Origin of the sequence: Chromobacterium sp. (assembly GCF_041912965.1) — a bacterium.
Lineage (GTDB): Bacteria > Pseudomonadota > Gammaproteobacteria > Burkholderiales > Chromobacteriaceae > Chromobacterium > Chromobacterium aquaticum.
The window spans coordinates 54,272-75,349 of sequence record NZ_JAYSGF010000002.1; the positions used below are offsets into that span (position 1 = coordinate 54,272).

Consider the following 21,078-nt stretch of genomic DNA (forward strand, 5'->3'; position numbering starts at 1 on the left):
TCTATTTTAAGCCGTAACATGCTCAAATTATAGGCAGTGGACACCCGATTCGGCGCCGGCAGATCGGTTATAATCTAGGGTTTAGTCAGATCGATCGAGGACAAACCAGTGTCCGAACGCCTGTTCGTGCTGTTGCAACACCTGATGCCCAAACTGGCCATGACCCAGTTCGCCGGCTGCATCGCCAACTGGGAAGCCGGCGCCCTGACCCAATGGATCATTCGCCGCTTCATCGCCCGCTATCAGGTGGACATGAGCGAAGCCGCCGCCAGCGACCCCGCCGCCTACGCCAGCTTCAACGCCTTCTTCACCCGCGCCTTGCGCGCCGACGCGCGCCCGCTGGCGGCTGCGCGCCTGATTTGCCCGGTGGACGGCGCCATCAGCCAGTTCGGCCGCATCGAGCGCGAGCAGATTTTTCAGGCCAAGGGCCGCAGCTATTCCAGTACCGCGCTACTGGCCGGAGATGCCACGCTGGCGCGCCGTTTCGACGATGGCCACTTCGCCACCATCTATCTGAGCCCGCGCGACTATCACCGCATCCACATGCCCTGCGCCGGCCGTTTGCTGGACATGCGCTATGTGCCGGGCGAGCTGTACTCGGTGAACCCCGCCACCGCCCGCGGCGTGGACCGCCTGTTCGCGCGCAATGAGCGCGTGGTCTGCAACTTCGAAGACGAGGACGGCCAGCCCTTCGTCATGGTGCTGGTGGGCGCCACCATCGTCGGCAGCATGGCCACCGTCTGGCATGGCGTCGTCAATCCGCCGCGCCGCGCCGAGGTCTGCCTGTGGGATTACCGCGATCAGGACATCCGCCTGGCCAGGGGCGAGGAGATGGGGCGCTTCCTGCTCGGCTCCACCGTGGTGCTGCTGTTCCCGGCCGGGCCGCTGAGTTTCGACGCCGGCTGGCACGCGGCCAAGCCGGTGCGGCTGGGCGAGGCGATGGCCGATTGAGCGACACCGCCGGACGGCGCCGCCGCCCGGCAACGATGAGAAGGGGAGCGGCATGCAGATCTGGCTGGACACCATAGATTTCACCACCATCCGCCACGCCCGCCAGTTGGGCGTGCTCGCCGGCGTGACCACCAATCCGTCGATACTCGCCGCCGCGGAACGGCCGGTAGAGGAAGTGCTGGACGCGTTGCTGGACCTGCAACCCGGCCTGCTGGCGGTACAGGTCACCAGCGCGGATCCCGCCGTCCAGTTGCTGCAGGCGCGCCGGCTGGCCGCCAAGAGCGGACGCATCGTCGTCAAGGTTCCCGCCGTCGGAGCAGGCTTTCAAACCATGGCCACGCTGGAGCGCGAGGGCATTCCCACGCTGGCCACCGCCATTTTCGAATCGCGCCAGATCGTGCTGGCCGGCCAACTGGGCGTGCGCTACGCCGCGCCCTATATCAACCGCATCGAACAAGCCGGCCGGGATGCCGCCCTATTGCTGCGGGAGTCGCAGCAGATTCTCGATCGCTATGGCCAGCCCACGGTGATCATGGGCGCCGCTGTAAAGTCGGCGGAGCAGTTCATGCAATGCGCGCGCGCCGGCATTGGCGCCGCCACCTTGCCGGCCGACACCTATCGGCTGCTGTTCGCCTCCAGTCCGGAACTGGACGCGGCGCTGCAGCGCTTCGACAGCGCCTGGAGCGCGAACCCGCTCGCCGCCGGGTCGGCGCTGTTCTCCGCCGCATAAGCGCCCTTGGGCGCAAACGTAAAAAAGCCGGGCTGCGCGCCCGGCTTCGTCATTGCGGCTGCGGCCAACGGCCATCAGTTCTTGGACTGGTCCACCAGCTTGTTCTTGGCGATCCACGGCATCATCGCGCGCAGTTCGGCGCCCACTTTCTCGATCGGGTGATCGGCGGTCAGACGACGACGCGCGGTCATGCTCGGATAGTTGGTCTTGCCTTCCAGGATGAACATCTTGGCGTATTCGCCGGACTGGATGCGATACAGCGCCTTCTTCATCGCGTCCTTGGTGGCCGAGGTCACCACTTCCGGGCCGGTCACGTACTCGCCGTACTCCGCGTTATTGGAGATCGAGTAGTTCATATTGGCGATGCCGCCTTCGTACATCAGGTCGACGATCAGCTTCAGTTCGTGCAGGCACTCGAAGTAAGCCATTTCCGGCGCATAGCCGGCTTCCACCAGGGTTTCGAAGCCGGCCTTGACCAGTTCCACCGCGCCGCCACACAACACCGCCTGCTCGCCGAACAGATCGGTCTCGGTTTCCTCGCGGAAATTGGTCTCGATCACGCCGCCCTTGGTGCCGCCGTTGGCCGCGGCGTAGGACAATGCCACGTCGCGCGCCTTGCCGGACTTGTCCTGGTAAACCGCGATCAGCGTCGGCACGCCGCCGCCCTTCAGGTATTCGGAGCGCACGGTGTGGCCCGGGCCTTTCGGCGCCACCATGATCACGTCGACGTCGGCCGGCGGCACGATCTGGTTGTAATGGATGTTGAAGCCGTGAGCGAAGGCCAGCGCCGCGCCCTTCTTCAGATTGGGGGCGATGTCCTTGCCGTAGACGTCCGGCTGCGATTCGTCCGGCAGCAGAATCATCACCACGTCGGCCTTCTTCACCGCCTCGGCCACTTCCTTGACCTTGTGGCCAGCCGCTTCCGCCTTCTTCCAGGACGCGCCGTCCTTGCGCAGGCCCACCACGACGTCCACGCCGGAGTCTTTCAGGTTCTGCGCATGGGCATGGCCCTGGGAACCGTAGCCGATGATGGCGACTTTCTTGCCCTTGATGATGGAGAGGTCAGCGTCTTTGTCGTAGAAAACTTTCATTTGCAATCCTTGATTTCGTTTGTTTAGGCGGCCCGGCCCTGGGCCGGCGCCCGCCTGCTTCAGATTTTCAGAACCCGCTCACCCCGACCAATGCCGGATGCGCCGGTACGGACCGTTTCCAGGATCACTGTGCGGTCCACCGCCTCGATGAAGGCGCCGAGCTTTTCGCTCGTACCGGTCAGCTCGATGGTGTAAGTCTTTTCCGTCACGTCGATGATGCGTCCGCGGAAGATGTCGGCCATGCGCTTCATCTCCTCGCGGTCCTTGCCGGTGGCGCGGACCTTGATCAGCATCAGCTCGCGCTCGATGTGCTCGGATTCATTGAGGTCTATCACCTTGACCACCTCGATCAGCTTGTTGAGCTGCTTGGTGATCTGCTCGATGACTTCGTCGGAACCGTGAGTGACGATAGTCATGCGCGACAGCGTCGGGTCCTCGGTCGTGGACACTGTCAGCGAATCGATGTTGTAGGCACGGGCCGAAAACAGACCCACCACGCGGGACAATGCGCCCGCTTCGTTTTCCAGAAGAATGGATAGGATATGTCGCATACCGGCTGGCCTCAACACATATTGCCGTAGTCACGGTTGTTCTCGAAAGGCACGTTCTGCACCTCGCTCATGTGCGCGGGCAGGTCCATCTGGTCCAGACCCTTGCCATTCTGCACCATCGGGAACACGTTCTCGGACTGATCGGTACGGAAATCCAGGAACACCAGGCGTTCTTTCAGCTTCTGGCTGAACGCCTCCTTCAGCACCGGCTCCACATCGGCGGGGTTTTCCACCTTGAAGCCGACATGGCCGTAAGCCTCGGCGATTTTGACGAAGTCCGGCAAGGCGTCCATATAGGATTCGGAGTAACGCGTGCCATAGAAGAACTGCTGCCACTGGCGCACCATGCCCAGATAGCGGTTGTTCAGCGCCAGCACCTTCACCGGGGTGTGGTATTGCTTGCAGGTGGACAGCTCCTGGATATTCATCTGGATCGAGCCCTCGCCGGTGATGCAGGCGACGGTGGCGTCCGGATTGGCCAATTGCGCGCCCATCGCCGCCGGCAGGCCGAAGCCCATGGTGCCAAGGCCACCGGAGTTCAGCCACTGCTTGGGGCTGTCGAACTTGTAGTACTGCGCCGCCCACATCTGGTGCTGGCCCACGTCGGACGTGACGATGGCCTTGCCGCCGGTGATCTCGTACAGCTGCTCCACCACGAATTGCGGCTTGATCAGCTCGCTGGACGGGGTGTACAGCAGACAGTTGTGGCCGCGCCATTCTTCGATCTGTTTCCACCAGCCGGCCAAGGCTTGAGCGTCCGGCTTCTGGCCGGATTGCTTCAGCAGGTCCAGCATGTCTTTCAGCACATGCTTGACGTCGCCGACGATGGGAATGTCCGCCTTCACCCGCTTGGAGATGGAGGACGGGTCCACGTCGATGTGGATGATCTTCTTCGGCTGGCTGAGGAAGTGCGAGGGCACGCTGATCACGCGATCGTCGAAACGCGCGCCTATGGCCACCAATACGTCACAGTACTGCATCGCCATATTGGCTTCATAAGTGCCGTGCATGCCCAGCATGCCGAGGAACTGCGGATCGGAACCCGGATAGGCGCCCAGGCCCATCAGGGTGTTGGTACACGGCAGGCCCAGCGATTTGACCAGTTCGGTCACTTCGCCGGCGGCATTGCCCTGCACCGCGCCGCCGCCCACGTAAATAAAGGGGCGCTTGGCTTCCAACAGCAGGTTCACCGCTTTCTTGATCTGCCCCGGGTGGCCGCGGGTAGCCGGCACGTAGGAGCGGATATGCACGCTTTCCGGGTATTGGAATTCCGTGCGCTGCTGGGTGATGTCCTTGGGGATGTCCACCACCACCGGGCCGGGACGGCCGGTCTTGGCGATGTAGAACGCCTTTTTGATGGTGGCGGCGATCTCGTTCACATCCTTGACCAGGAAGTTGTGCTTCACGCACGGGCGGGTGATGCCCACCATGTCCACTTCCTGGAAGGCGTCCAGGCCGATGGCCGGAGACGGCACCTGGCCGGACAGCACCACCATGGGGATGGAGTCCATATAGGCGGTGGCAATGCCGGTCACGGCATTGGTCGCGCCGGGGCCGGAGGTGACCAGGGCCACGCCCACCTTGTCGCTGGAACGGGAGTAGGCATCGGCGGCATGCACCGCCGCCTGCTCGTGCCTGACCAGCACATGTTTGAATTTGTCCTGCCGGAAAATGGCATCGTAGATTTCCAGCACCGCGCCGCCGGGGTAGCCGAAAACGAATTCGACACCTTCTTCCTGCAGGCAGCGGACAACCGCTTCCGCGCCCGATATCTGCATATCGCCTCTTTGTCTTTGTGTTAGTTTCATCCCGTATCGGACGACCTTAGCGTATAGCTTTGAAGCCGGTCAAGTGCTTTTGTGCAGGTGCAATATGCATCTAAGCCTCGGTAAATTCAGGAAAAAAATCAGGCTTGGCCGAATCGGCGACGCTCTGCTACCATCTTCTGTTGGCATCTACTCAAACTCTCATCCAATGGCTAGCCGCAAGGAAATGGCCGACTTTCTGGAGTCGGCGGAAAAACGCGCTTTCAAGCAAGCGTGGTATGCGGTCCAGAATGAAGACAGCGCATTGGATATCGTGCAGGACTCGATGATGAAACTGGCGGATCGCTATCCGCACGCCCCGGCGGCGGAGCTGCCGCTGATCTTCCAGCGCATCCTGCAAAACACCATTCGCGACTACTACCGCCGCAGCAAGGCGCGCCGCTTCGTCAGCACGCTGCTGTCCTCGCTGATTCCCACCCGCGAGGAAGACGACAGCCCGGATCCGCTGGAACTGCTGGACGTGGCCGCCGACGAGGCTCAGCACAACCCGGAGCGCTGGTATGCGCGCAAGGAAACCGCGGTGCTGATCGAGGCTTCGCTGCAACTGCTGCCCACCCGTCAACGCGAGGCGTTTTTGCTGCGTTATTGGGAAGGTCTGGATGTTGCCGACACCGCGCGCGTGATGGGCTGCTCCGAAGGCAGCGTGAAAACGCATTGCTCGCGCGCCAACCACACACTGGCCGCCATCCTGACGCAAAAGGGAGTGACGCTATGAAACCTTCCAATCCCCTGCCCGGCCACGTCGCACGCGTGCTGGATCATGCCGGCGCCGATCTCGACCCCGCCGTGGAACACAAGCTGCGCCAGGCGCGCGCTCGCGCGCTGGCCCGTTTCGATGCCCAAGCCGCCCAGGCGGAGTCCTCGCGCGAACGGCTGGGGCTGTGGGCGCAGCGCCATGTGCTGCTGCTGCGCCGAGGCAGCCTGGCGCTGGGCTTCGCGCTGCTGACCGGCGCCGGCATGATGCTGGCCGAGGACCTGCTGCTGGAAGAAGAAGCGGTGGACGCCGCGGTGCTGGCGCAGGACCTGCCGTTCGAATCGCTGCTGGAGCCGCATTTCAGCCGGGGGCTGCATGAATAGCGGCCGTCGGCTGCTGCTCGCGCTATGCCTGAGCGGCCTGCTGACGCCGGCGGCCAAGGCCAGCCCGCCGGCCAATCCCGGCTGGGCGCAGTTGAGCCCGGAGCAGCAGGAGGTGCTGGCGCCGCTGGCCGAGGAATGGGACCGCTACGCGCCGTACAAGAAGCAGAACCTGCTGGCCATCGTGCCGCAGTTCCGCCAACTGCCGGAAACACAGCGCCTGCGCGTGCAACAGAAGCTGAAGGCATGGTCAGAGCTGAGCCAGCAGCAGCGCGATGAAATTCGCGCCAATTGGAAAGCGCTGCAACAGATGCCGCCCGAACAACGCCAGCAGGCCATCCAGCGCCTGCGGCAACAACACAAGACCCAAGATGCCTCCCGCTGACGCCACCCTGCCCCCGCCCACGCTGAAACGCAGCCTGGCCAGCCTGTTCTATGAATTGCTGCTGGTCGCCGCCTTGCTGCTCACCGTCACCGCCGTGCTGACGCCGCTGCAGATGCTGATCGGCCAGGACACGCTGTTCAAGACACTGCTCAAGGCGGTGCTGGCCATCGCGCTGTTCGGCTACTTCGGCTATTGCTGGGTGCGCAGCGGCCAGACCGTGGCGATGAAGACCTGGCGCATCAAGCTGGTCAACGCCCACGGCGGCGGCATCGTCTGGAAACAGGCGGCGGTGCGCTATCTGGTAGGCATGGCCTTGTTCGTCGGCATGCCGGCAGTGTCCTATCTCGGCTGGGCCAACGCCTACGGCCACCAGCCGCAGGCGCTGTGGCTGGCGCTGAGCTGGTGCCTGATTCCCTTCCTGGCCAAGTTTTACGACCGCGACAAGCTCTTCCTGCACGACAGGCTGGCGGGCACCCGCCAGATCGTGCTGCCCAAACCGCCGCATCCCGGCAAGAAACGACGCGGCGACTCCGCGCCGGACTGATCCCTAAACGCAGGCAGGCCGCGCCAGCAAGGGCTCCGCCTCGGCGAACTCCGTCAAGGCGTCCAGCAATGCTCGCACCCGCGCCGGCACATGGCGCCGTTGCGGCCACACCGCGTACACCGGCCGCGGCGCCATTTCCCACTCCGGCAACAGCTGGCGCAAACTGCCGTCCCGCAATTGAGCATGGCACAGGCTGTGCGGGCACACCGCCACGCCGGCGCCGGCCTCGGCCAAGCGGCGCGGCAGCAGCATATCGTTGACTTGCAAGCTGGCCGGCGGCAATTCCGATTCCGCGCCATCGGCCGCGCGCCACAGCCGCCAGCGTTCGAACGGTTCCGCCAGCAATAGCGCATGGTTCGCCAGCGCCTCCGGCGCGCCGGGCTCGCCCCGCTCCGCCAGATAGGCGGGCGAGGCCACCAGCAAGGTGCGCACCCAGCCCAATAAGCGCTGGTTCAACCGCGAATCAGGCTGCTCCCCGACGCGCAAGGCCAGATCGGCCATGCCGCTGAACAAATCGTCGATGGCATTGTTCAGACGCAGTTCCAGCCGCAGTTCCGGATAGCGCTGCAGCATGCGCCGCCACACCGGTACCAGCAGATCATTGCCCAGGCTCAACGGCGACAGCACCCGCAGCACGCCCTTGACCTGGTTCAGCGCCGTTCCCAGCGATTCCGTCTGCTGTTGCAGCGCGGCCAGCAGCGGCCGGCAATGTTCGTAGTATTGTCCGCCCTCCGCCGTCAGCTCCATGCGCCGCGCGCTGCGGTGCAATAAGCGGCAGCCCAGCCGCCGCTCCAGCGCCTGCAGCCGGCGCGACAAGGTGGCGGCCGGCATCTCCAGCACGCGGGACGCCGCATTCAGGCTGCCGGCGTCGACGATGCGCACGAAAAGTTGCAGATCATCCAGCATGATTTCATTTTTGCAATTTGAATTTGATTTTTTAAGTCTATTTGCGCAAATGGTTTTTTTCTAGACTCGCGCTGCACTTACGCAAACGTGAATGAAAGGAATCGCCATGGCCCTGCGCCTGCCTTATGCCCAATTGTCCCCCGCCGCCTACCAGGGGCTGGCCAGCGTCAAGGCCAGCCTGCAACACAGCAGCCTGGGCCTGCCCTTGATCGAACTGGTTTATCTGCGCGTGTCCCAGATCAACGGCTGCGCCTTTTGCTTGAAAATGCACGCGTCGGCCTTGCGCGCCAGGGGGGAAAACAATGAGCGCATCGATGCACTGGCCGGCTGGCGCGTCAGCGAGTGGTTCAGCGCGCGCGAACGCGCGGCGCTGGAGTGGGCGGAGTCGCTGACGCATATCGCCGTCACCCAGGCGCCGGACCGACACTACCTGCCGCTGCAGGCGCATTTTACCGCCGAGGAGATCGCCGACCTCAGCTTCGCCATCGCCCTGATGAACGCCTTCAACCGGCTGGCGGTGGGCATGCGCCAATAAGCCGCGTCTAGTGTGGGCGATCGCTGGCGACTATGCTTCATATGAAGATAAACTAGCTTCAAGCCGTGCTAATCTCTGCGCCCGGTAGTCATCCAGTTGTCACCCACACATCAGGAACCGTCAGTGATGCAACAAGCACCAGACCAGATTGACCGTATCGTGGCCCTGTGGCGCGAGGTTCGCCCGGACTTGGACCCGTCCTCCACCGAAGTGGTCGGCCGCCTTGTGCGGATGGAGTATTTTGTCACCCGCCGCGTGCTGCACGATCTGGCGCGCCACAATCTGAATGTCGGCGAATTCGACGTGCTGGCCGCGCTGCGCCGCGGCGGCGAACCGTTTCAACTGTCTCCTAATCAACTGCAGGGCATGGTGCTGATTTCCTCCGGCGCGCTGACCAACCGCATCAACCGGCTGGAAGAAGCCGGCCTGGTGACCCGCTCGCCGGACCCGGCCGACCGCCGCGGCGTGATCGTGACGCTGACGCCCAAGGGCTTCGAGGTGATCGAGGACGCCGTCGGCAATCATCTGTCGGCGGAAGCGGAACTGATCGAGATGCTGGACGCGGAGGAGCGGGCGACGCTGGCGCGCTTGCTGAAGAAAATGCTGCAAACCCAGGAGGATTGAGATGCGCGCTCACTCCTGTAGCCTGCCGCTATGAAGCGATAAAAAAACCGGCCTGGATCCCAGCGCCGGTTTTTTTGCATCCGCGCTTCAGCGCAGTTGTAGCGGCGCGACCGACGCCGTCTTCACCGGCAACGGCGCCACCCAGTGCCAGCGGCCCTTCCAGGCACCCATCACCAGATTGGGATACTCGGCGCGGCCCAGGCTGCCGTTGTAGCGGCCCAGCGCGCGGAACAGATTGCCGCGCTCGATATCCAGGTAGTAGCGCAAAATGGTGCAGCCGTAGCGCAGATTGGTGGTGAGATCGAACAGATTGTGCTGCGGATTGCCTATGCTGCGCACCCAGAACGGCATCACCTGCATCAGCCCGCGCGCGCCGACGCCGGAGATCGCGTACTTGTTGAAGCCGCTCTCCACCTGAACCAGGCCCAGCACCAGTTGCGGATCCAGGCCAGCGCGGGTGGCTTCGTAGTGAATGGCGGTCAGCAGGCGCTCGCGCGTCCACTTGTCCGGAATCCGCTTGGCCAGCCGGCTGGACATTTCGCCCAGCCAGGCGTCGGCTTCGCGCTGGTCGTCGAACACCAGCCGCGGCGCGTTGGCGTCAGACACCGAACGACGCATGGTGGACGCGACGTTGGCGGCCAGCGCCTCTTCCTTCTGCGCGCCGGCCCACGCCGGCATCGCTGCCAGCGCGGCCAACAACACGACGATGCCGGATCGGATCATATGGCGGTCACAGCCCCAGTTTGGCGAGCACTTGTTCCAGCATAGCATCCGCGGCCAGCGCGCTCGCCGCTTCGTCGCGGCGGTGCTGGTACTCGACCTTGCCTTCCTTCAGGCCGCGGTCGCCGATGGTGATGCGGTGCGGCGCGCCTATCAGCTCCCAGTCGGCGAACATCGCGCCCGGGCGTTCGCCGCGGTCGTCCAGGATCACGTCCACGCCCTTGGCCAGCAGGCCTTGATACAAGGCGTCGGCGGCGGCCTTCACCTCGGCGGAACGGTCATAGCCCACCGGACAGATCACCGCGCTGAACGGCGCGATGGCGTCCGGCCAGATCATGCCCTTATCGTCGAAGTTCTGCTCGATCGCCGCGCCCAGAATACGGGTGACGCCGATGCCGTAGCAGCCCATCTCGAACGGCTTGGGCTTGCCGTCCTCGTCCAGGAAGGTGGCGTTCATCGCTTCCGAGTACTTGGTGCCCAAATAGAACACATGGCCCACTTCGATGCCGCGCTGGATCGCCAACACCCCCTTGCCGTCCGGCGAGGCATCGCCGGCCACCACATTGCGGATGTCCATCACTTCCGGCTCCGCGCAATCGCGGCCGAAGTTGACGCCGGTATAGTGCTGGTCGTCCTCGTTGGCACCGGTGATCATGTCGGCCATCTTGGCGACGGTGCGGTCGGCGATGACGCGGCCCTTGAAGCCCACCGGGCCCAGCGAGCCGGGATTGGCGCCGAAGGCGGCCTTGATCGCGGCCGGAGCGGCGAAAGTCAGCGGCTTCTTGATGCCGGCGATTTTCTCGGCCTTGACTTCGTTCAGCTCGTGGTCGCCGCGCACCAGCAATAGCACCGGCTGATCTTCGTCGCCGTCCACCACCACCGCCTTGACGGTCTGCTTGATATCGACTTTCAGGAAGTCCACCAGATCGGCGATGGTCTTGACCTTGGGGGTGTGCACCTTGGCCATGGCCGCGCCGGCGGCCGCGCGTTCGCCGGCCGGGGCCACCGCTTCGGCCAGCTCGATATTGGCGGCGTAGTCGGAGTCCGGGCAGTAGACGATGGCGTCCTCGCCGGTGTCGGCGATCACCTGGAATTCATGCGAGCGGTCGCCGCCAATCGCGCCGGTGTCGGCGGCGACGGCGCGGTAGCTCAGGCCCAGGCGGTCGAAGATGCGGCAGTAGGCGGCATACATATTGTCATAGCTGACGCCGGCGGCTTCGACGCTGCGATCGAAGGAGTACGCGTCCTTCATGGTGAACTCGCGGCCGCGCATCACGCCGAAGCGCGGGCGGCGCTCGTCGCGGAACTTGGTCTGGATCTGGAAGAAGTTCTTGGGCAGCGCGCGGTAGCTGCGCAGCTCGTTGCGGGCGATGTCGGTGATCAGCTCTTCGGAAGTGGGCTGCAAGGCGAAGTCGCGCTCATGGCGATCCTTGAAGCGCAGCAGCTCCTCGCCCATCTTGTCCCAGCGTCCGGTTTCCTGCCACAGCCCGGCCGGCTGCACCACCGGCAGGCTGACCTCGATCGCGCCGGCGCGCACCATCTCTTCGCGCACGATGTTTTCCACCTTGCGCACGCTGCGCAGGCCCATCGGCATCCAGGAGTAAATGCCGGCGGCCACTTTGCGGATGAAACCGGCGCGCATCATCAGCTTCTGGCTGGCGATGTCCGCGTCGGCGGGGGCTTCCTTCAGGGTGGAAATGAAAAACTGCGATGCGCGCATGATGCGTCCTTGGTAATACGGTGTAATGAGGGCTTGATTGTAGCGTTTGCCGCGCCTCGCGGCCAAGCCTTGCGCCGGTATCGCCTATTTGCGCTATAAAGATGCGTGTCTCGCCGCCCTGCCGGCTACCCCAGATGCGCCGGCCGCGCAAGCCAGCGGCCGAACTCTGTCGTTTTACAAGAACACATCCCGGCACTTGCGCGGCCTTTGCTTGGCTTACCCAGACCTCTGGAGTAATCTGCGCGCTCAAGAACCATCGATATTGCTGTGCAGCAATATACGATGACGAATCAATTCCATTGGATGCTTATGCAGGATCACAACAAACAGGCCATGGCTGGCCTGACCCTGGCCGCTCTGGGCGTGGTATACGGCGACATCGGCACCAGTCCGCTGTATACCCTGCGCGAGTGCTTCACCGGCCAGGGCATCCCCACCACCCCGGAAAACATCTTCGGCATCTTGTCGCTGATTTTCTGGTCGCTGATTTTCGTGGTTTCCATCAAATACGTCGCCTTCGTGCTGCGCGCCGACAACCGCGGCGAAGGCGGCATCATGGCGCTGATGGCGCTGGCCCGCCATTACACCACCCATGCCGCGCGCTGGAAGATCGTGCTGCTGGGGCTGTTTGGCGCGGCGCTGTTCTACGGCGATGCCATCATCACCCCGGCGGTGTCGGTCTTGTCCGCCGCCGAGGGCATGGAGCTGATTTCGCCGGCGATGGAAAGCTATGTGCTGCCGATGGCCATCGGCGTGCTGACCGGCCTGTTCCTGCTGCAGCGCTTCGGCACCGCCAGCGTCGGCCTGCTGTTCGGCCCCATCATGCTGATCTGGTTTTCCGTGCTCGGCCTGCTCGGCCTGCACCAGATCGTGCAGGCGCCGCAGGTGCTACAGGCGCTCAATCCCTACCACGCGCTGCACTTCATCGGCCACAACGGCTGGGGTTCCTTCCTGACCCTGGGCTCGGTGGTGCTGGCGCTGACCGGCGCCGAGGCCTTGTACGCCGACATGGGCCATTTCGGCAGCTCGCCCATCCGCCGCGCCTGGTTCAGCCTGGTGCTGCCCGGCCTGGCGCTGAATTATTTCGGCCAGGGCGCGCTGCTGATGCAGAACCCGGCGGCGATCAAGAATCCCTTCTTCCTGCTGGCGCCGGACTGGGCGCTGCTGCCGCTGATCGTGATGGCGACGCTGGCCACGGTGATCGCGTCGCAGGCGGTGATTTCCGGCGCTTACTCGCTGACCCGCCAGGCCATCCAGCTGGGTTACTGCCCGCGGCTGGAAGTGCAGCACACCTCGGAAAAAGAGATCGGACAGATTTACATGCCCTTCATCAACTGGGCGCTGCTGATCGCGGTGATGGTGGTGGTGCTGACCTTCAAGACCTCGTCCAGCCTGGCCGCCGCCTACGGCATCGCCGTCACCGGCACCATGCTGATCACCACCTGCCTGTTCTTCGTGGTGGCCCGGGTCAACTGGCGCTGGCCGCTGCCGCTGGCGCTGGGCATCACCCTGCTGTTCGCCACCATAGATCTGGGCTTCTTCAGCGCCAACATCCATAAAGTGGCCGACGGCGGCTGGCTGCCGCTGGTGCTGGGCATGGCCATCTTCACGCTGATGAGCACCTGGAAACAGGGCCGCGAGCTGCTGTTCACGCGCCTGCGCGACCAGGCGCTGCCGCTGGACAGCTTCATCGAAAATCTGGAAGCCTACCCGCCGACGCGGGTGCAGGGCACCGCGGTGTTCCTGACCAGCACCCTGCACGGCGTGCCGCACGCGCTGCTGCACAACCTCAAGCACAACAAGGTGCTGCACGAGCGGGTGGTGTTGATGACGGTGCGCACCGAGGATGTGCCCTATGTGGCGGAGGAGGAGCGGCTGGAGATCGTGCAGATGTCGGCCTCGTTCTGGCGCGTGGTGGCCCGCTACGGCTTCAAGGAAGACCCGAACGTGCTGCAGGTACTGGAGGACTGCACCGCCCAGGGCCTGGCCTTCGAACTGATGGACACGTCCTTCTTCCTGTCGCGCGAGACCATCGTGTCCACCGAGCGTCCAGGCATGTCGCGACTGCGCGAGAAGCTGTTCGTGTGGATGAGCAAGAACGCGATGCGCGCCACCGACTTCTTCCAGGTGCCGACCAACCGAGTGGTGGAGCTGGGCGCGCAAGTCGAGCTGTAACGCCTCCCGCCCCGCTCACAAGCCGGACCGGCCTTGCCCGTCCGGTTTTTTCGTGGCCGACTCTAGCGCTGCAGACCGCTGTCCGCCTCCGCCCGCGCCCAATCGAAGAACGGGCCGGGATCGGTCTTGCGACCCGGCGCGATGTGCTCATGGCCGATGATGGCGCTAAGCGGCAGCTTGCGCCGCAATGCCAGCGTCAGCGCTTGCAGCGTGCGGTATTGCGCCTCGCTGAACGGTTCGAAATCGCAGCCTTCCAGTTCCACGCCTATGGAAAAATCATTGCAGCGCTCACGCCCCCGCCAGCTGGACACGCCGGCATGCCAGGCGCGCCGCGTCACCGGCACGAACTGTTGCAGCTCGCCGGAGCGACGAATGAAGAAATGGGACGACACCCGCAGCTGCTGGATCTCGGCATAGAACGGATGCTCGTCCGGATTCAGCCGGTTCTGGAACAGCTGCTCCACGCCCAGCCCGCCGTAGCGATACGGCGGCAGGCTGATGTTATGGACCACCAGCAACTCCGGCGCCATGCCCTCGGCGCGTTCATCGTGATTGGGCGAGGGCAGCCTGCGCGCGCCGTCGACCCAGCCATCGTCCAATAGCTGGAACTCCGGCGGCTGCGGCGGCTGATAATTCAAGCGCCACAGCATCAGCCCATCCGGCGTGGACCAGCGCTGCTCGGCGACGAAGCCGGCCTTGCGATACAAGGACAGCGCGGCGATATTGACCTCGGCGGTGTCCACGCTGACCTCGCGCTCACCCACCAGCGCCCGGTTCAGCAGACGATAGCCCCAGCCGGCGCGCAAGTGTTGCGGATCCACCACCACTCGTTCAATGTGCAAGCCATCGTCGTCGCGGCGCGAGGCCACCAGCAGGCCGCGCAGCGCCTCGCCCTCGAACGCGCCCCAGACTCTGTCGGCGCAGGCCCGCGCCGCGGCCAGATCCGCCCATAGCAAGGGCAGCTGCGGATAGGACAGCCATTCCGCTTCCAACTGGTGGGCCGCCAATTGCAACTCCAAGGCGCGCGCGGCCAACGCCGCCTCGCGTAGATCCAGGCATTTCACTTCAAACGGGGCTTGCATCCAACCTCCTGTGGCACTGCGCTTGCGCACGCAACATTTTAGTCATCGGAACAGTCCAATATCTCACTTGTTTTCTGCCGGCCAACGCAGTATCAAGAACAACCGGGGAGCGGCAAGGCCGCCCCGGCATTCTAGCGCCGCCACGCGCCGGCTTGAGCCGGATCATGGCCGCAGCCCGCTCCATGCCGCAGAATGCAGCCCGTCACCCACTACAGGAGAACGCCAATGCTGACCCTGGACACCTTGAGCAGCGCCGCCGCGCCCAGCTTCGAACAGCCGCTGGAAATGCTGCTGGCCTGCCATGACAAGATTCGCCGCTTCTGCGATCAGCTGGACCAGCTGCCATCCTATATCGAGCAACACGGCGTCAACGAGGCCGCCCGCAATACGATAGACGGCGTGGTCCGCTATTTCGACCTGGCCGGCCCCGCCCATCATACCGACGAGGAGGACGAGCTGTTCCCGCTGATTTTGCAGCGGGTGCCCACCGCCGCCTCGCGGCTGGAGCAGCTGAGCGCCGAACACGGTTATCTGCATTCCTGCTGGAACGCGATCCGCGACGATCTGCTGGCGCTGCGCGACGGCAAGATCAACAGCATCAGCCGCAATGAGCTGGAAGAGTTCGCGCGCCAGTACCGCGAACACGCCGCCGCCGAGGAAAGCTGGCTGTTTCCCACCGCCGCCTCCGCCATCAGCGCCGAGGAAATGAGCGCCGCCGGGCAGCGCATGGCGGCGCGCCGGATGCAGCAGGCCGCCTGAACGACGGCCGCTCCCGGCCGCACGCGCAAAAAAGGCTGACCAGCGCGGTCAGCCTTTTTATCTTGCCGCGCTCAGCGCCTGTTTACATTCTCAGGCGGTCAGCTTCAGCAACTGCTCGAACGCATCCTCGAACAGCTTCAAGCCATCCCGCTGCAGCTTTTCGCCGGCGGCTGCCAGATCCACGCCGGCAGCCTCTACCGCATGCAGCAGGGTCTGCGCGTCGTCCATGCCTTGCGGCAACGTCAGCGCGGCCTGGCCGTGGTCGCGGAAGGCGGCCAGCGTGCCGTCCGGCACAGTGTTGACGGTTTCGTCGCCAATCAGGTTTTCCACGTAGAGCACGTCGGAGTAAGCGGCGTTCTTGGTGCCGGTGGACGCCCACAGCAGGTATTGCGGACGCGCGCCGGCGGCTTTCAAGGCGGCGAACTCGGCGCCATGGAAACGCTCGCGGTAGCGGGCGTAAGCGGCCTTGGACAGCGCGATGGCCACCTTGCCCTGATGAGCGGCGCCCACTTGCGGGTCCAGCAGGCTGTCGACGCGGGACAGGAAGAAGCTGGCCACCGCCTTGATTCCGGACACATCCTTGCCGTCGGCGAGACGGGCGGACAGGCCGGCGATGTAGGCGTCCCACACCGCTTCCACTTGCGGCAGCGAGAACAGCAGGGTGATGTTGACGTTGACGCCTTCGCGGGTCAGCGCCTGAAACGCGCGGATGCCGGCGGCGGTGGCCGGAATCTTGATCATGGCGTTGGGGCGGGCGATTTCCGCCCACAGGCGGCGCGCAGCGGCCAGGGTGCCGGCCTCGTCGTTGGACAGCTCCGGCGACACTTCCAGGCTGACATAGCCGTCATTGCCCTGGCTGGCGTCGTACTGGCCGCGCAACAGATCGCAGGCGGCCTGGATGTCCGGCACCACCAGCGCTTCGTAACGCGCCTCGGCCGATAGACCGGCGTCCGCCTTCAGACGGGCCAGATCGGCCTGGTAGCTGGCGTCGCCGCTGATCGCCTTGTAGAAGATCGCCGGATTGGAGGTCACGCCGGCGATGCCGTCGTCGGCCAGCAGGCGCGCCAGTTCGCCGGAAGCGATCAGTTCGCGGGACAGATTGTCCAGCCAGATGCGCTGGCCGAAGGGGCGGATGGATTGCAGTCGATTCATGGTGGAACGATCCAGGATAAAGTCAGAGCGGGCCCGGCGTCGCCGAGCCGGCCGGTGGTGGCCGCGCCATAGAGCCTGTTCAGAGTCTCGCGCACAAGGGCGAGACAAGACGAAAACAGCCGAGGAAGCGGAATGCACATACGGTACATGAGCATTTCGAAGCGGGTTTCTAACGCCGTATCGCCGAAGCGCAGCAGACTTTGAACAGGTTCTAAAATCGGCGGGCTAAAACGGACATCCTAACCCGCTTGGAGCGGCGCGCCAAGAGCGCCGACCCAAGCTTGCAAGAATACGCCGCATGCGGCCCCGCGGCGCGGCGCTCAGGCCGCTTGCGAGCCGCTGCGGCGGTCGCGCGGGAACACCGCGGAAAACACGCTGCCCTTGTCCGGCTCGCTGCGGATCTCCAGCCGCGCATGGTGGCGCGCCAGCACATGCTTGACGATGGCGAGGCCCAGGCCAGTGCCGCCGCTGCCGCGCGAACGGCCGCGGTCCACCCGGTAGAAACGCTCGGTCAGCCGCGGGATATGCTCGCGCGGGATGCCGATGCCGGTGTCGCTGACAGAGAAGCGCAACTGCTCGCCCTCCTCCTTCCAACTCAACGTGATGCAGCCGCCTTCCGGCGTGTAGCGCACCGCGTTGGACACCAGGTTGCCAAAGGCCGAATGCAGTTCCTGCTGACTACCCCACAACCAGGCGTCGCTGTGCCGGTCCAGCTTGACCTGGTGGCGGCCGTGGGACAGGCCCTCGGCCTCCACCATCAGCGTGTCCAGCATGTCCTGCATGTCCACCCGCTCCGACACCGTCGCCTTGGGGCTGTTCTCCAGCTTGGACAGGGTCAGCAGGTCCTCGACCAGGCTTTGCATGCGCCGTGACTGTTCCAGCATCATCGGCAGGAACTGGCGGAAGGTGGTGTCGTCCACCTGCGGCATATCCCCCAGCGTCTCCAGAAAGCCGCCCACCACCGTCAGCGGCGTGCGCAATTCGTGCGAGACATTGGCGACGAAATCCTTGTGCACGGTCTGCACCCGTTCCAGCTGAGTGATGTCGCGGGTCAGCAGCAGCTTGCGGGTGGAATCGAAGGGCACCATCTGCAAGGAGATCACCAGTTCGCGCGGCTGCACGAAGTTGAGCACCAGCGGCTGGCTGAAGCGCGCTTCGCTCATATAGGCGTGAAAGGCCGGCTGGCGGATCAGATTGAGAACCTGGTTGCCCACGTCGCGTTTGCGGTCCAGGCCCAGATGCTCCACCGCCATCGGGTTGATCCACTCGATGCGGTCGTGCTCGTCCAGCACCACCACCCCGTCCGGCATCGCCTCGCCAGCGTTGATGAAACGTTCCAGCGCGTGGGTGAGTTTTCTCTGGCTCTGGCTCTGGGTGCGCGTGATGCGGTACAGCGTCATGAAGATGGTGTGCCAGACGCCGAAACCATCCGGCACCCGCTCCGGCGTCGGCCGTTGCAGCCAGCGCAGCAGCAGCGCCACATGGTAGAGATTGAAGGCCAGCCAACTGCCCAGGCAGATGGCCACCGCGATCAGTCCGTCTTCCGCCGATGAACCCAGCCAGAAGCCGAGGCCGATGACGGCGGTCGCCAGTAGCGAGGCCAGCGTGCGTTTCAGGAATTCAGGCATCAGGCCTCACTGCTGGGTGGAGAAGCGGTAGCCGGTGCCGCGCACGGTCTGGATCAGCGCATCGTGGCCGGTGCCCTCCAGCGCGCTGCGCAGCCGGCGGATATGCACGTCCACGGTGCGTTCTTCCACGAACACATGGTCGCCCCATACCTGGTCCAGCAACTGGGAGCGCGAATGCACCCGCTCCGGATGGGTCATGAAGAAGTGCAGCAAGCGGAATTCGGTGGGGCCCAGATCGATGACGCCGCCGTTGCCGGTGACGCGATGGGTGACCGGGTCCAGCCGCAGGCCTTGCACGTCCACCGCGTCGTCGGTCATCTGCGGCGCGCGACGGCGCAGCACCGCCTTGATGCGCGCCAGCAGCTCGCGCGGCGAGAACGGCTTGGTGATGTAATCGTCGGCGCCGGTTTCCAGACCGGTGATCTTGTCCTGCTCGTCCGAGCGCGCGGTCAGCATGATGATGGGCACATGGCGGGTACGCTCGTCGGCGCGCAGGCGCTTGGCGATGTCCACGCCGCTGGCGCCCGGCAGCATCCAGTCCAGCAGCACCAGATCCGGCAGCGCGTTGCGCACCAGCGTCAGCGCCGCTTCGGCGGTGCTGGCCCGCAGCACATGGTGGCCGGCCTGCGCCAGGTTGAAGGCAATCAGCTCCTGGATTGCCGGTTCGTCTTCAACAAGCAAGATATTGGCTGGCATGGTTGATCCATTCCCGTTTGAGTGTGTGGCAAGGATAAAAACGGGTGATTACAAAAATATGACATTTCGTCAAACTTTCCCACTTTGGCGCAGATTATTTTAACGCGCCAGCCGTAGACGTCGCCAAAGCCAAAAAAAACGGGCCTGTTGCTGTGAACAGGCCCGGAATGGTCGTCGTCAATACAGATTTGATCTGACTAGAGACCAGGGACAAAGAGATCACCAGGACAGTTTCAAATGAGAGCGTATTGGGACTGTTCTCATCCGCAACGGATCTGGACAGGCGGGCCGCGGGACAGTGCGGCCAACCCTGATACGGCCAGCATTTTACGTAGCAAACAGGCGTTTTGATCAGATGGTTGATTGGATTTTCAGCCATTTCACCTTTTTTTATAAGTTTGTTTCGTCATATTTCCTTATAATCGAAGTATGGATAAGTTTGATAGAAAAATCATCGCCGCACTGCACGAAAACGCCCGCATCAGCTTCGCGGAACTGGCCCGGCGCGTGAACCTGTCGCCGCCGGCGGTGGCGGACCGGGTGAGCAAACTGGAGCGCGGCGGAGTGATCACCGGCTACCGCGCCACCATCGATCCCAACAAGGTGGGCATGCCGATCTGCTGCATGATAGAGCTGACGGTCAAGCATCTGGAGTACTTCGCGGTGATAGAGGAAATCCGCACCATGCCGGAGATCATCGAATGCATGTCGGTGACCGGCACCAGCGGGCTGATGATGAAGGTGGTGGTGGACAATATGCCCACGCTGCAGGCATTGATCGCGCGCCTGATGCAGTTCGGCGACACCAAGACCTCGATCGTGATCGAGGTTCCGGTGCCGCCACGCCTACCCGATCTGCAGCAGGACGACTGAAAACGCTTGTGGTCAAATGGCGACAAGCCGCATCAATGTTCCTCCGCTCCCAAATATCTGATTTTTAATCATTCCTGTGCCGATAGGCCGCTGCAATGACGCTGGCAATTTCGCACAGCGAAACTTAACTTCGAAATAATCCCCTTCCGCCACCCCGGCGCATACAGTGGAAGCGCACTCTGGGCCGGTTGCCGATGGCTGGCCCGTCAGCGAAGGGGATGCGATGAAACCCAGCTTTCCGGACTGGCCGCTGCTGGCGCCAGACATGGTGGAAGCCGACGATAAGCGGCAATTCGTCACCGCGCTGGCGCGCGGCCTGGAACTGCTGCGCTGCTTCACTCCGGACGGCAAGGCGCTGGGCAATCAGGAACTGGCGTGCCGCAGCGGTCTGCCCCGCCCCACGGTGTCGCGCCTGACGCATACGCTGACCCGGCTGGGTTATCTGCGCTACACGCCGGCCTCCGGCAAATACCATTTGGAAATCGGCGTGCTGGCCTTCGGCTATGCGATGCTGGACAACCTGGCCATCTGCGACGCCGCGCATGCGCCGATGGCGGCGCTGGCGCGCCAGGCCCAGGCCGCGGTGGCGATAGGCGCCCGCGACCGCTTGGACATGGTGTATCTGCACGTGGCGCACAGCGAGGCCCACCTCACCATGCGCCGCCAGGTCGGCTCGCGCATTCCGCTGCACAGCTCAGCCATGGGCAAGGCTTGCCTGGCGGCCATGCCGGAAACCGAACGCGCCTTTCTGCTGGAACACCTCCGCCGCCGCCGCCCCGACGATTGGGCCGCCATCCGGCTGTCGCTGGAACAGGCATTCCGCGATTACGCCGAACGCGGTTTCTGCCTGTCTCTGGGCGAGTGGCAGCGCGGCGTCAACTCAGTCGGCGTCGCGATGCGCCATCCCAGCCACGGCCTGATCTCCTTCAACTGCGGCGGACCCAGCTTCCAGCTCAAGCGCCGCCGGCTGGAGGAAGACATCGGACCGCGGCTGCTGGACATGGCGCGTAGGCTGGCCGCGATGGACTTCGACGACGACCATTAGCAAAAGGAGTC

At 64.1% G+C, this 21,078-nt stretch carries 22 protein-coding genes and 1 pseudogene; 12 read left to right on the top strand and 11 right to left on the bottom strand.

The annotated features are described in order from the left end of the window. Nucleotides 1-108 precede the first annotated feature (108 nt). Together asd and ACE3QM_RS01375 are read left to right on the top strand one after the other, a co-directional pair. Nucleotides 109-951, top strand: a complete 843-nt coding sequence (asd, locus tag ACE3QM_RS01370; RefSeq protein WP_374419690.1) for an archaetidylserine decarboxylase — start codon at nucleotides 109-111, stop codon at nucleotides 949-951. A gap of 52 nt (nucleotides 952-1,003) precedes the next feature. Continuing rightward, complete coding sequence (locus ACE3QM_RS01375) at nucleotides 1,004-1,681, top strand: transaldolase family protein (RefSeq protein WP_374419692.1); 678 nt, start codon at nucleotides 1,004-1,006, stop codon at nucleotides 1,679-1,681. A 74-nt stretch (nucleotides 1,682-1,755) separates the two neighbouring features. Here ACE3QM_RS01375 and ilvC read toward each other — a convergent pair whose 3' ends face one another. Genes ilvC through ilvB form a run of 3 tightly spaced genes read right to left on the bottom strand, consistent with a single transcriptional unit; the run spans nucleotide 1,756 to nucleotide 5,101 of the window. Next, on the bottom strand, nucleotides 1,756-2,772 hold the full coding sequence (gene ilvC, locus ACE3QM_RS01380; protein WP_048407995.1) for a ketol-acid reductoisomerase: 1,017 nt from the start codon (nucleotides 2,770-2,772) through the stop codon (nucleotides 1,756-1,758). Between the two features lie 59 nt (nucleotides 2,773-2,831). Next, the gene (gene ilvN / locus ACE3QM_RS01385) at nucleotides 2,832-3,323 is read right to left on the bottom strand and encodes an acetolactate synthase small subunit (RefSeq protein WP_019101853.1); all 492 of its coding nucleotides are present in this window, start codon (nucleotides 3,321-3,323) and stop codon (nucleotides 2,832-2,834) included. Between the two features lie 11 nt (nucleotides 3,324-3,334). After that, a complete protein-coding gene (gene ilvB / locus ACE3QM_RS01390) occupies nucleotides 3,335-5,101 on the bottom strand; it encodes a biosynthetic-type acetolactate synthase large subunit (protein WP_048407994.1) in 1,767 nt (588 codons plus the stop codon). Between the two features lie 196 nt (nucleotides 5,102-5,297). On the opposite strand from ilvB, the gene ACE3QM_RS01395 reads away from it, so the two are divergent. The 4 genes from ACE3QM_RS01395 to ACE3QM_RS01410 are packed head-to-tail and all read left to right on the top strand — an operon-like array spanning nucleotide 5,298 to nucleotide 7,152. After that, nucleotides 5,298-5,864 (top strand): RNA polymerase sigma factor, encoded by a 567-nt coding sequence (locus ACE3QM_RS01395; protein WP_048407993.1) that lies wholly within the window; start codon nucleotides 5,298-5,300, stop codon nucleotides 5,862-5,864. Continuing rightward, complete coding sequence (locus ACE3QM_RS01400; protein WP_082150819.1) at nucleotides 5,861-6,226, top strand: DUF3619 family protein; 366 nt, start codon at nucleotides 5,861-5,863, stop codon at nucleotides 6,224-6,226. Before ACE3QM_RS01395 ends, ACE3QM_RS01400 begins: the two co-directional genes overlap by 4 nt. Then, entirely contained in the window at nucleotides 6,219-6,608 is a 390-nt protein-coding gene (locus ACE3QM_RS01405) for a DUF3106 domain-containing protein (protein ID WP_231462274.1), read from the top strand. Before ACE3QM_RS01400 ends, ACE3QM_RS01405 begins: the two co-directional genes overlap by 8 nt. Further along, nucleotides 6,595-7,152 carry an RDD family protein gene (locus ACE3QM_RS01410; RefSeq protein ID WP_048407990.1) on the top strand — a complete coding sequence of 186 codons (558 nt, stop codon included), beginning with the start codon at nucleotides 6,595-6,597 and terminating at the stop codon, nucleotides 7,150-7,152. The genes ACE3QM_RS01405 and ACE3QM_RS01410 overlap by 14 nt, the downstream gene beginning before the upstream one ends. A gap of 3 nt (nucleotides 7,153-7,155) precedes the next feature. Here ACE3QM_RS01410 and ACE3QM_RS01415 read toward each other — a convergent pair whose 3' ends face one another. After that, a complete protein-coding gene (locus tag ACE3QM_RS01415) occupies nucleotides 7,156-8,058 on the bottom strand; it encodes a LysR family transcriptional regulator (RefSeq protein WP_374419696.1) in 903 nt (300 codons plus the stop codon). Between the two features lie 91 nt (nucleotides 8,059-8,149). Between ACE3QM_RS01415 and ACE3QM_RS01420 the strand changes: the two genes are divergently transcribed. Together ACE3QM_RS01420 and ACE3QM_RS01425 are read left to right on the top strand one after the other, a co-directional pair. Further along, on the top strand, nucleotides 8,150-8,593 hold the full coding sequence (locus ACE3QM_RS01420; protein ID WP_374419698.1) for a carboxymuconolactone decarboxylase family protein: 444 nt from the start codon (nucleotides 8,150-8,152) through the stop codon (nucleotides 8,591-8,593). A 126-nt stretch (nucleotides 8,594-8,719) separates the two neighbouring features. Continuing rightward, a complete protein-coding gene (locus ACE3QM_RS01425; protein WP_048407987.1) occupies nucleotides 8,720-9,217 on the top strand; it encodes a MarR family winged helix-turn-helix transcriptional regulator in 498 nt (165 codons plus the stop codon). A gap of 87 nt (nucleotides 9,218-9,304) precedes the next feature. Here the strand turns inward: ACE3QM_RS01425 and ACE3QM_RS01430 are convergent, their stop codons facing one another. Further along, a complete protein-coding gene (locus tag ACE3QM_RS01430) occupies nucleotides 9,305-9,940 on the bottom strand; it encodes a lytic transglycosylase domain-containing protein (RefSeq protein WP_048407986.1) in 636 nt (211 codons plus the stop codon). A 7-nt stretch (nucleotides 9,941-9,947) separates the two neighbouring features. Then, nucleotides 9,948-11,657 (bottom strand): proline--tRNA ligase, encoded by a 1,710-nt coding sequence (locus ACE3QM_RS01435; protein ID WP_048407985.1) that lies wholly within the window; start codon nucleotides 11,655-11,657, stop codon nucleotides 9,948-9,950. Between the two features lie 309 nt (nucleotides 11,658-11,966). On the opposite strand from ACE3QM_RS01435, the gene kup reads away from it, so the two are divergent. Then, on the top strand, nucleotides 11,967-13,832 hold the full coding sequence (kup, locus tag ACE3QM_RS01440; protein WP_231462270.1) for a low affinity potassium transporter Kup: 1,866 nt from the start codon (nucleotides 11,967-11,969) through the stop codon (nucleotides 13,830-13,832). Nucleotides 13,833-13,894: 62 nt separating this feature from the next. Here kup and ampD read toward each other — a convergent pair whose 3' ends face one another. Continuing rightward, nucleotides 13,895-14,482, bottom strand: a complete 588-nt coding sequence (gene ampD / locus ACE3QM_RS01445; protein WP_374419839.1) for a 1,6-anhydro-N-acetylmuramyl-L-alanine amidase AmpD — start codon at nucleotides 14,480-14,482, stop codon at nucleotides 13,895-13,897. A 15-nt stretch (nucleotides 14,483-14,497) separates the two neighbouring features. Continuing rightward, nucleotides 14,498-14,914: pseudogene (locus tag ACE3QM_RS01450) on the bottom strand (GNAT family N-acetyltransferase); the annotation flags it as partial. A 225-nt stretch (nucleotides 14,915-15,139) separates the two neighbouring features. Here ACE3QM_RS01450 and ACE3QM_RS01455 point away from each other — a divergent pair. Next, nucleotides 15,140-15,673, top strand: coding sequence for a hemerythrin domain-containing protein (locus ACE3QM_RS01455; protein ID WP_231462269.1), 534 nt, complete (start codon nucleotides 15,140-15,142; stop codon nucleotides 15,671-15,673). Between the two features lie 90 nt (nucleotides 15,674-15,763). Here ACE3QM_RS01455 and tal read toward each other — a convergent pair whose 3' ends face one another. The 3 genes from tal to phoB form a co-directional block, all read right to left on the bottom strand. Next, nucleotides 15,764-16,825 (bottom strand): transaldolase, encoded by a 1,062-nt coding sequence (gene tal / locus ACE3QM_RS01460; protein ID WP_374419701.1) that lies wholly within the window; start codon nucleotides 16,823-16,825, stop codon nucleotides 15,764-15,766. A gap of 320 nt (nucleotides 16,826-17,145) precedes the next feature. Continuing rightward, entirely contained in the window at nucleotides 17,146-18,453 is a 1,308-nt protein-coding gene (phoR, locus tag ACE3QM_RS01465; RefSeq protein WP_048407981.1) for a phosphate regulon sensor histidine kinase PhoR, read from the bottom strand. Between the two features lie 6 nt (nucleotides 18,454-18,459). Beyond that, entirely contained in the window at nucleotides 18,460-19,149 is a 690-nt protein-coding gene (phoB, locus tag ACE3QM_RS01470) for a phosphate regulon transcriptional regulator PhoB (RefSeq protein ID WP_019101332.1), read from the bottom strand. 429 nt (nucleotides 19,150-19,578) lie between these two features. Here phoB and ACE3QM_RS01475 point away from each other — a divergent pair, with 429 nt between their 5' ends. Beyond that, the gene (locus ACE3QM_RS01475; RefSeq protein WP_048407980.1) at nucleotides 19,579-20,022 is read left to right on the top strand and encodes an Lrp/AsnC family transcriptional regulator; all 444 of its coding nucleotides are present in this window, start codon (nucleotides 19,579-19,581) and stop codon (nucleotides 20,020-20,022) included. A gap of 223 nt (nucleotides 20,023-20,245) precedes the next feature. Next, nucleotides 20,246-21,067, top strand: a complete 822-nt coding sequence (locus ACE3QM_RS01480; protein ID WP_374419705.1) for an IclR family transcriptional regulator — start codon at nucleotides 20,246-20,248, stop codon at nucleotides 21,065-21,067. Nucleotides 21,068-21,078 lie beyond the last annotated feature (11 nt).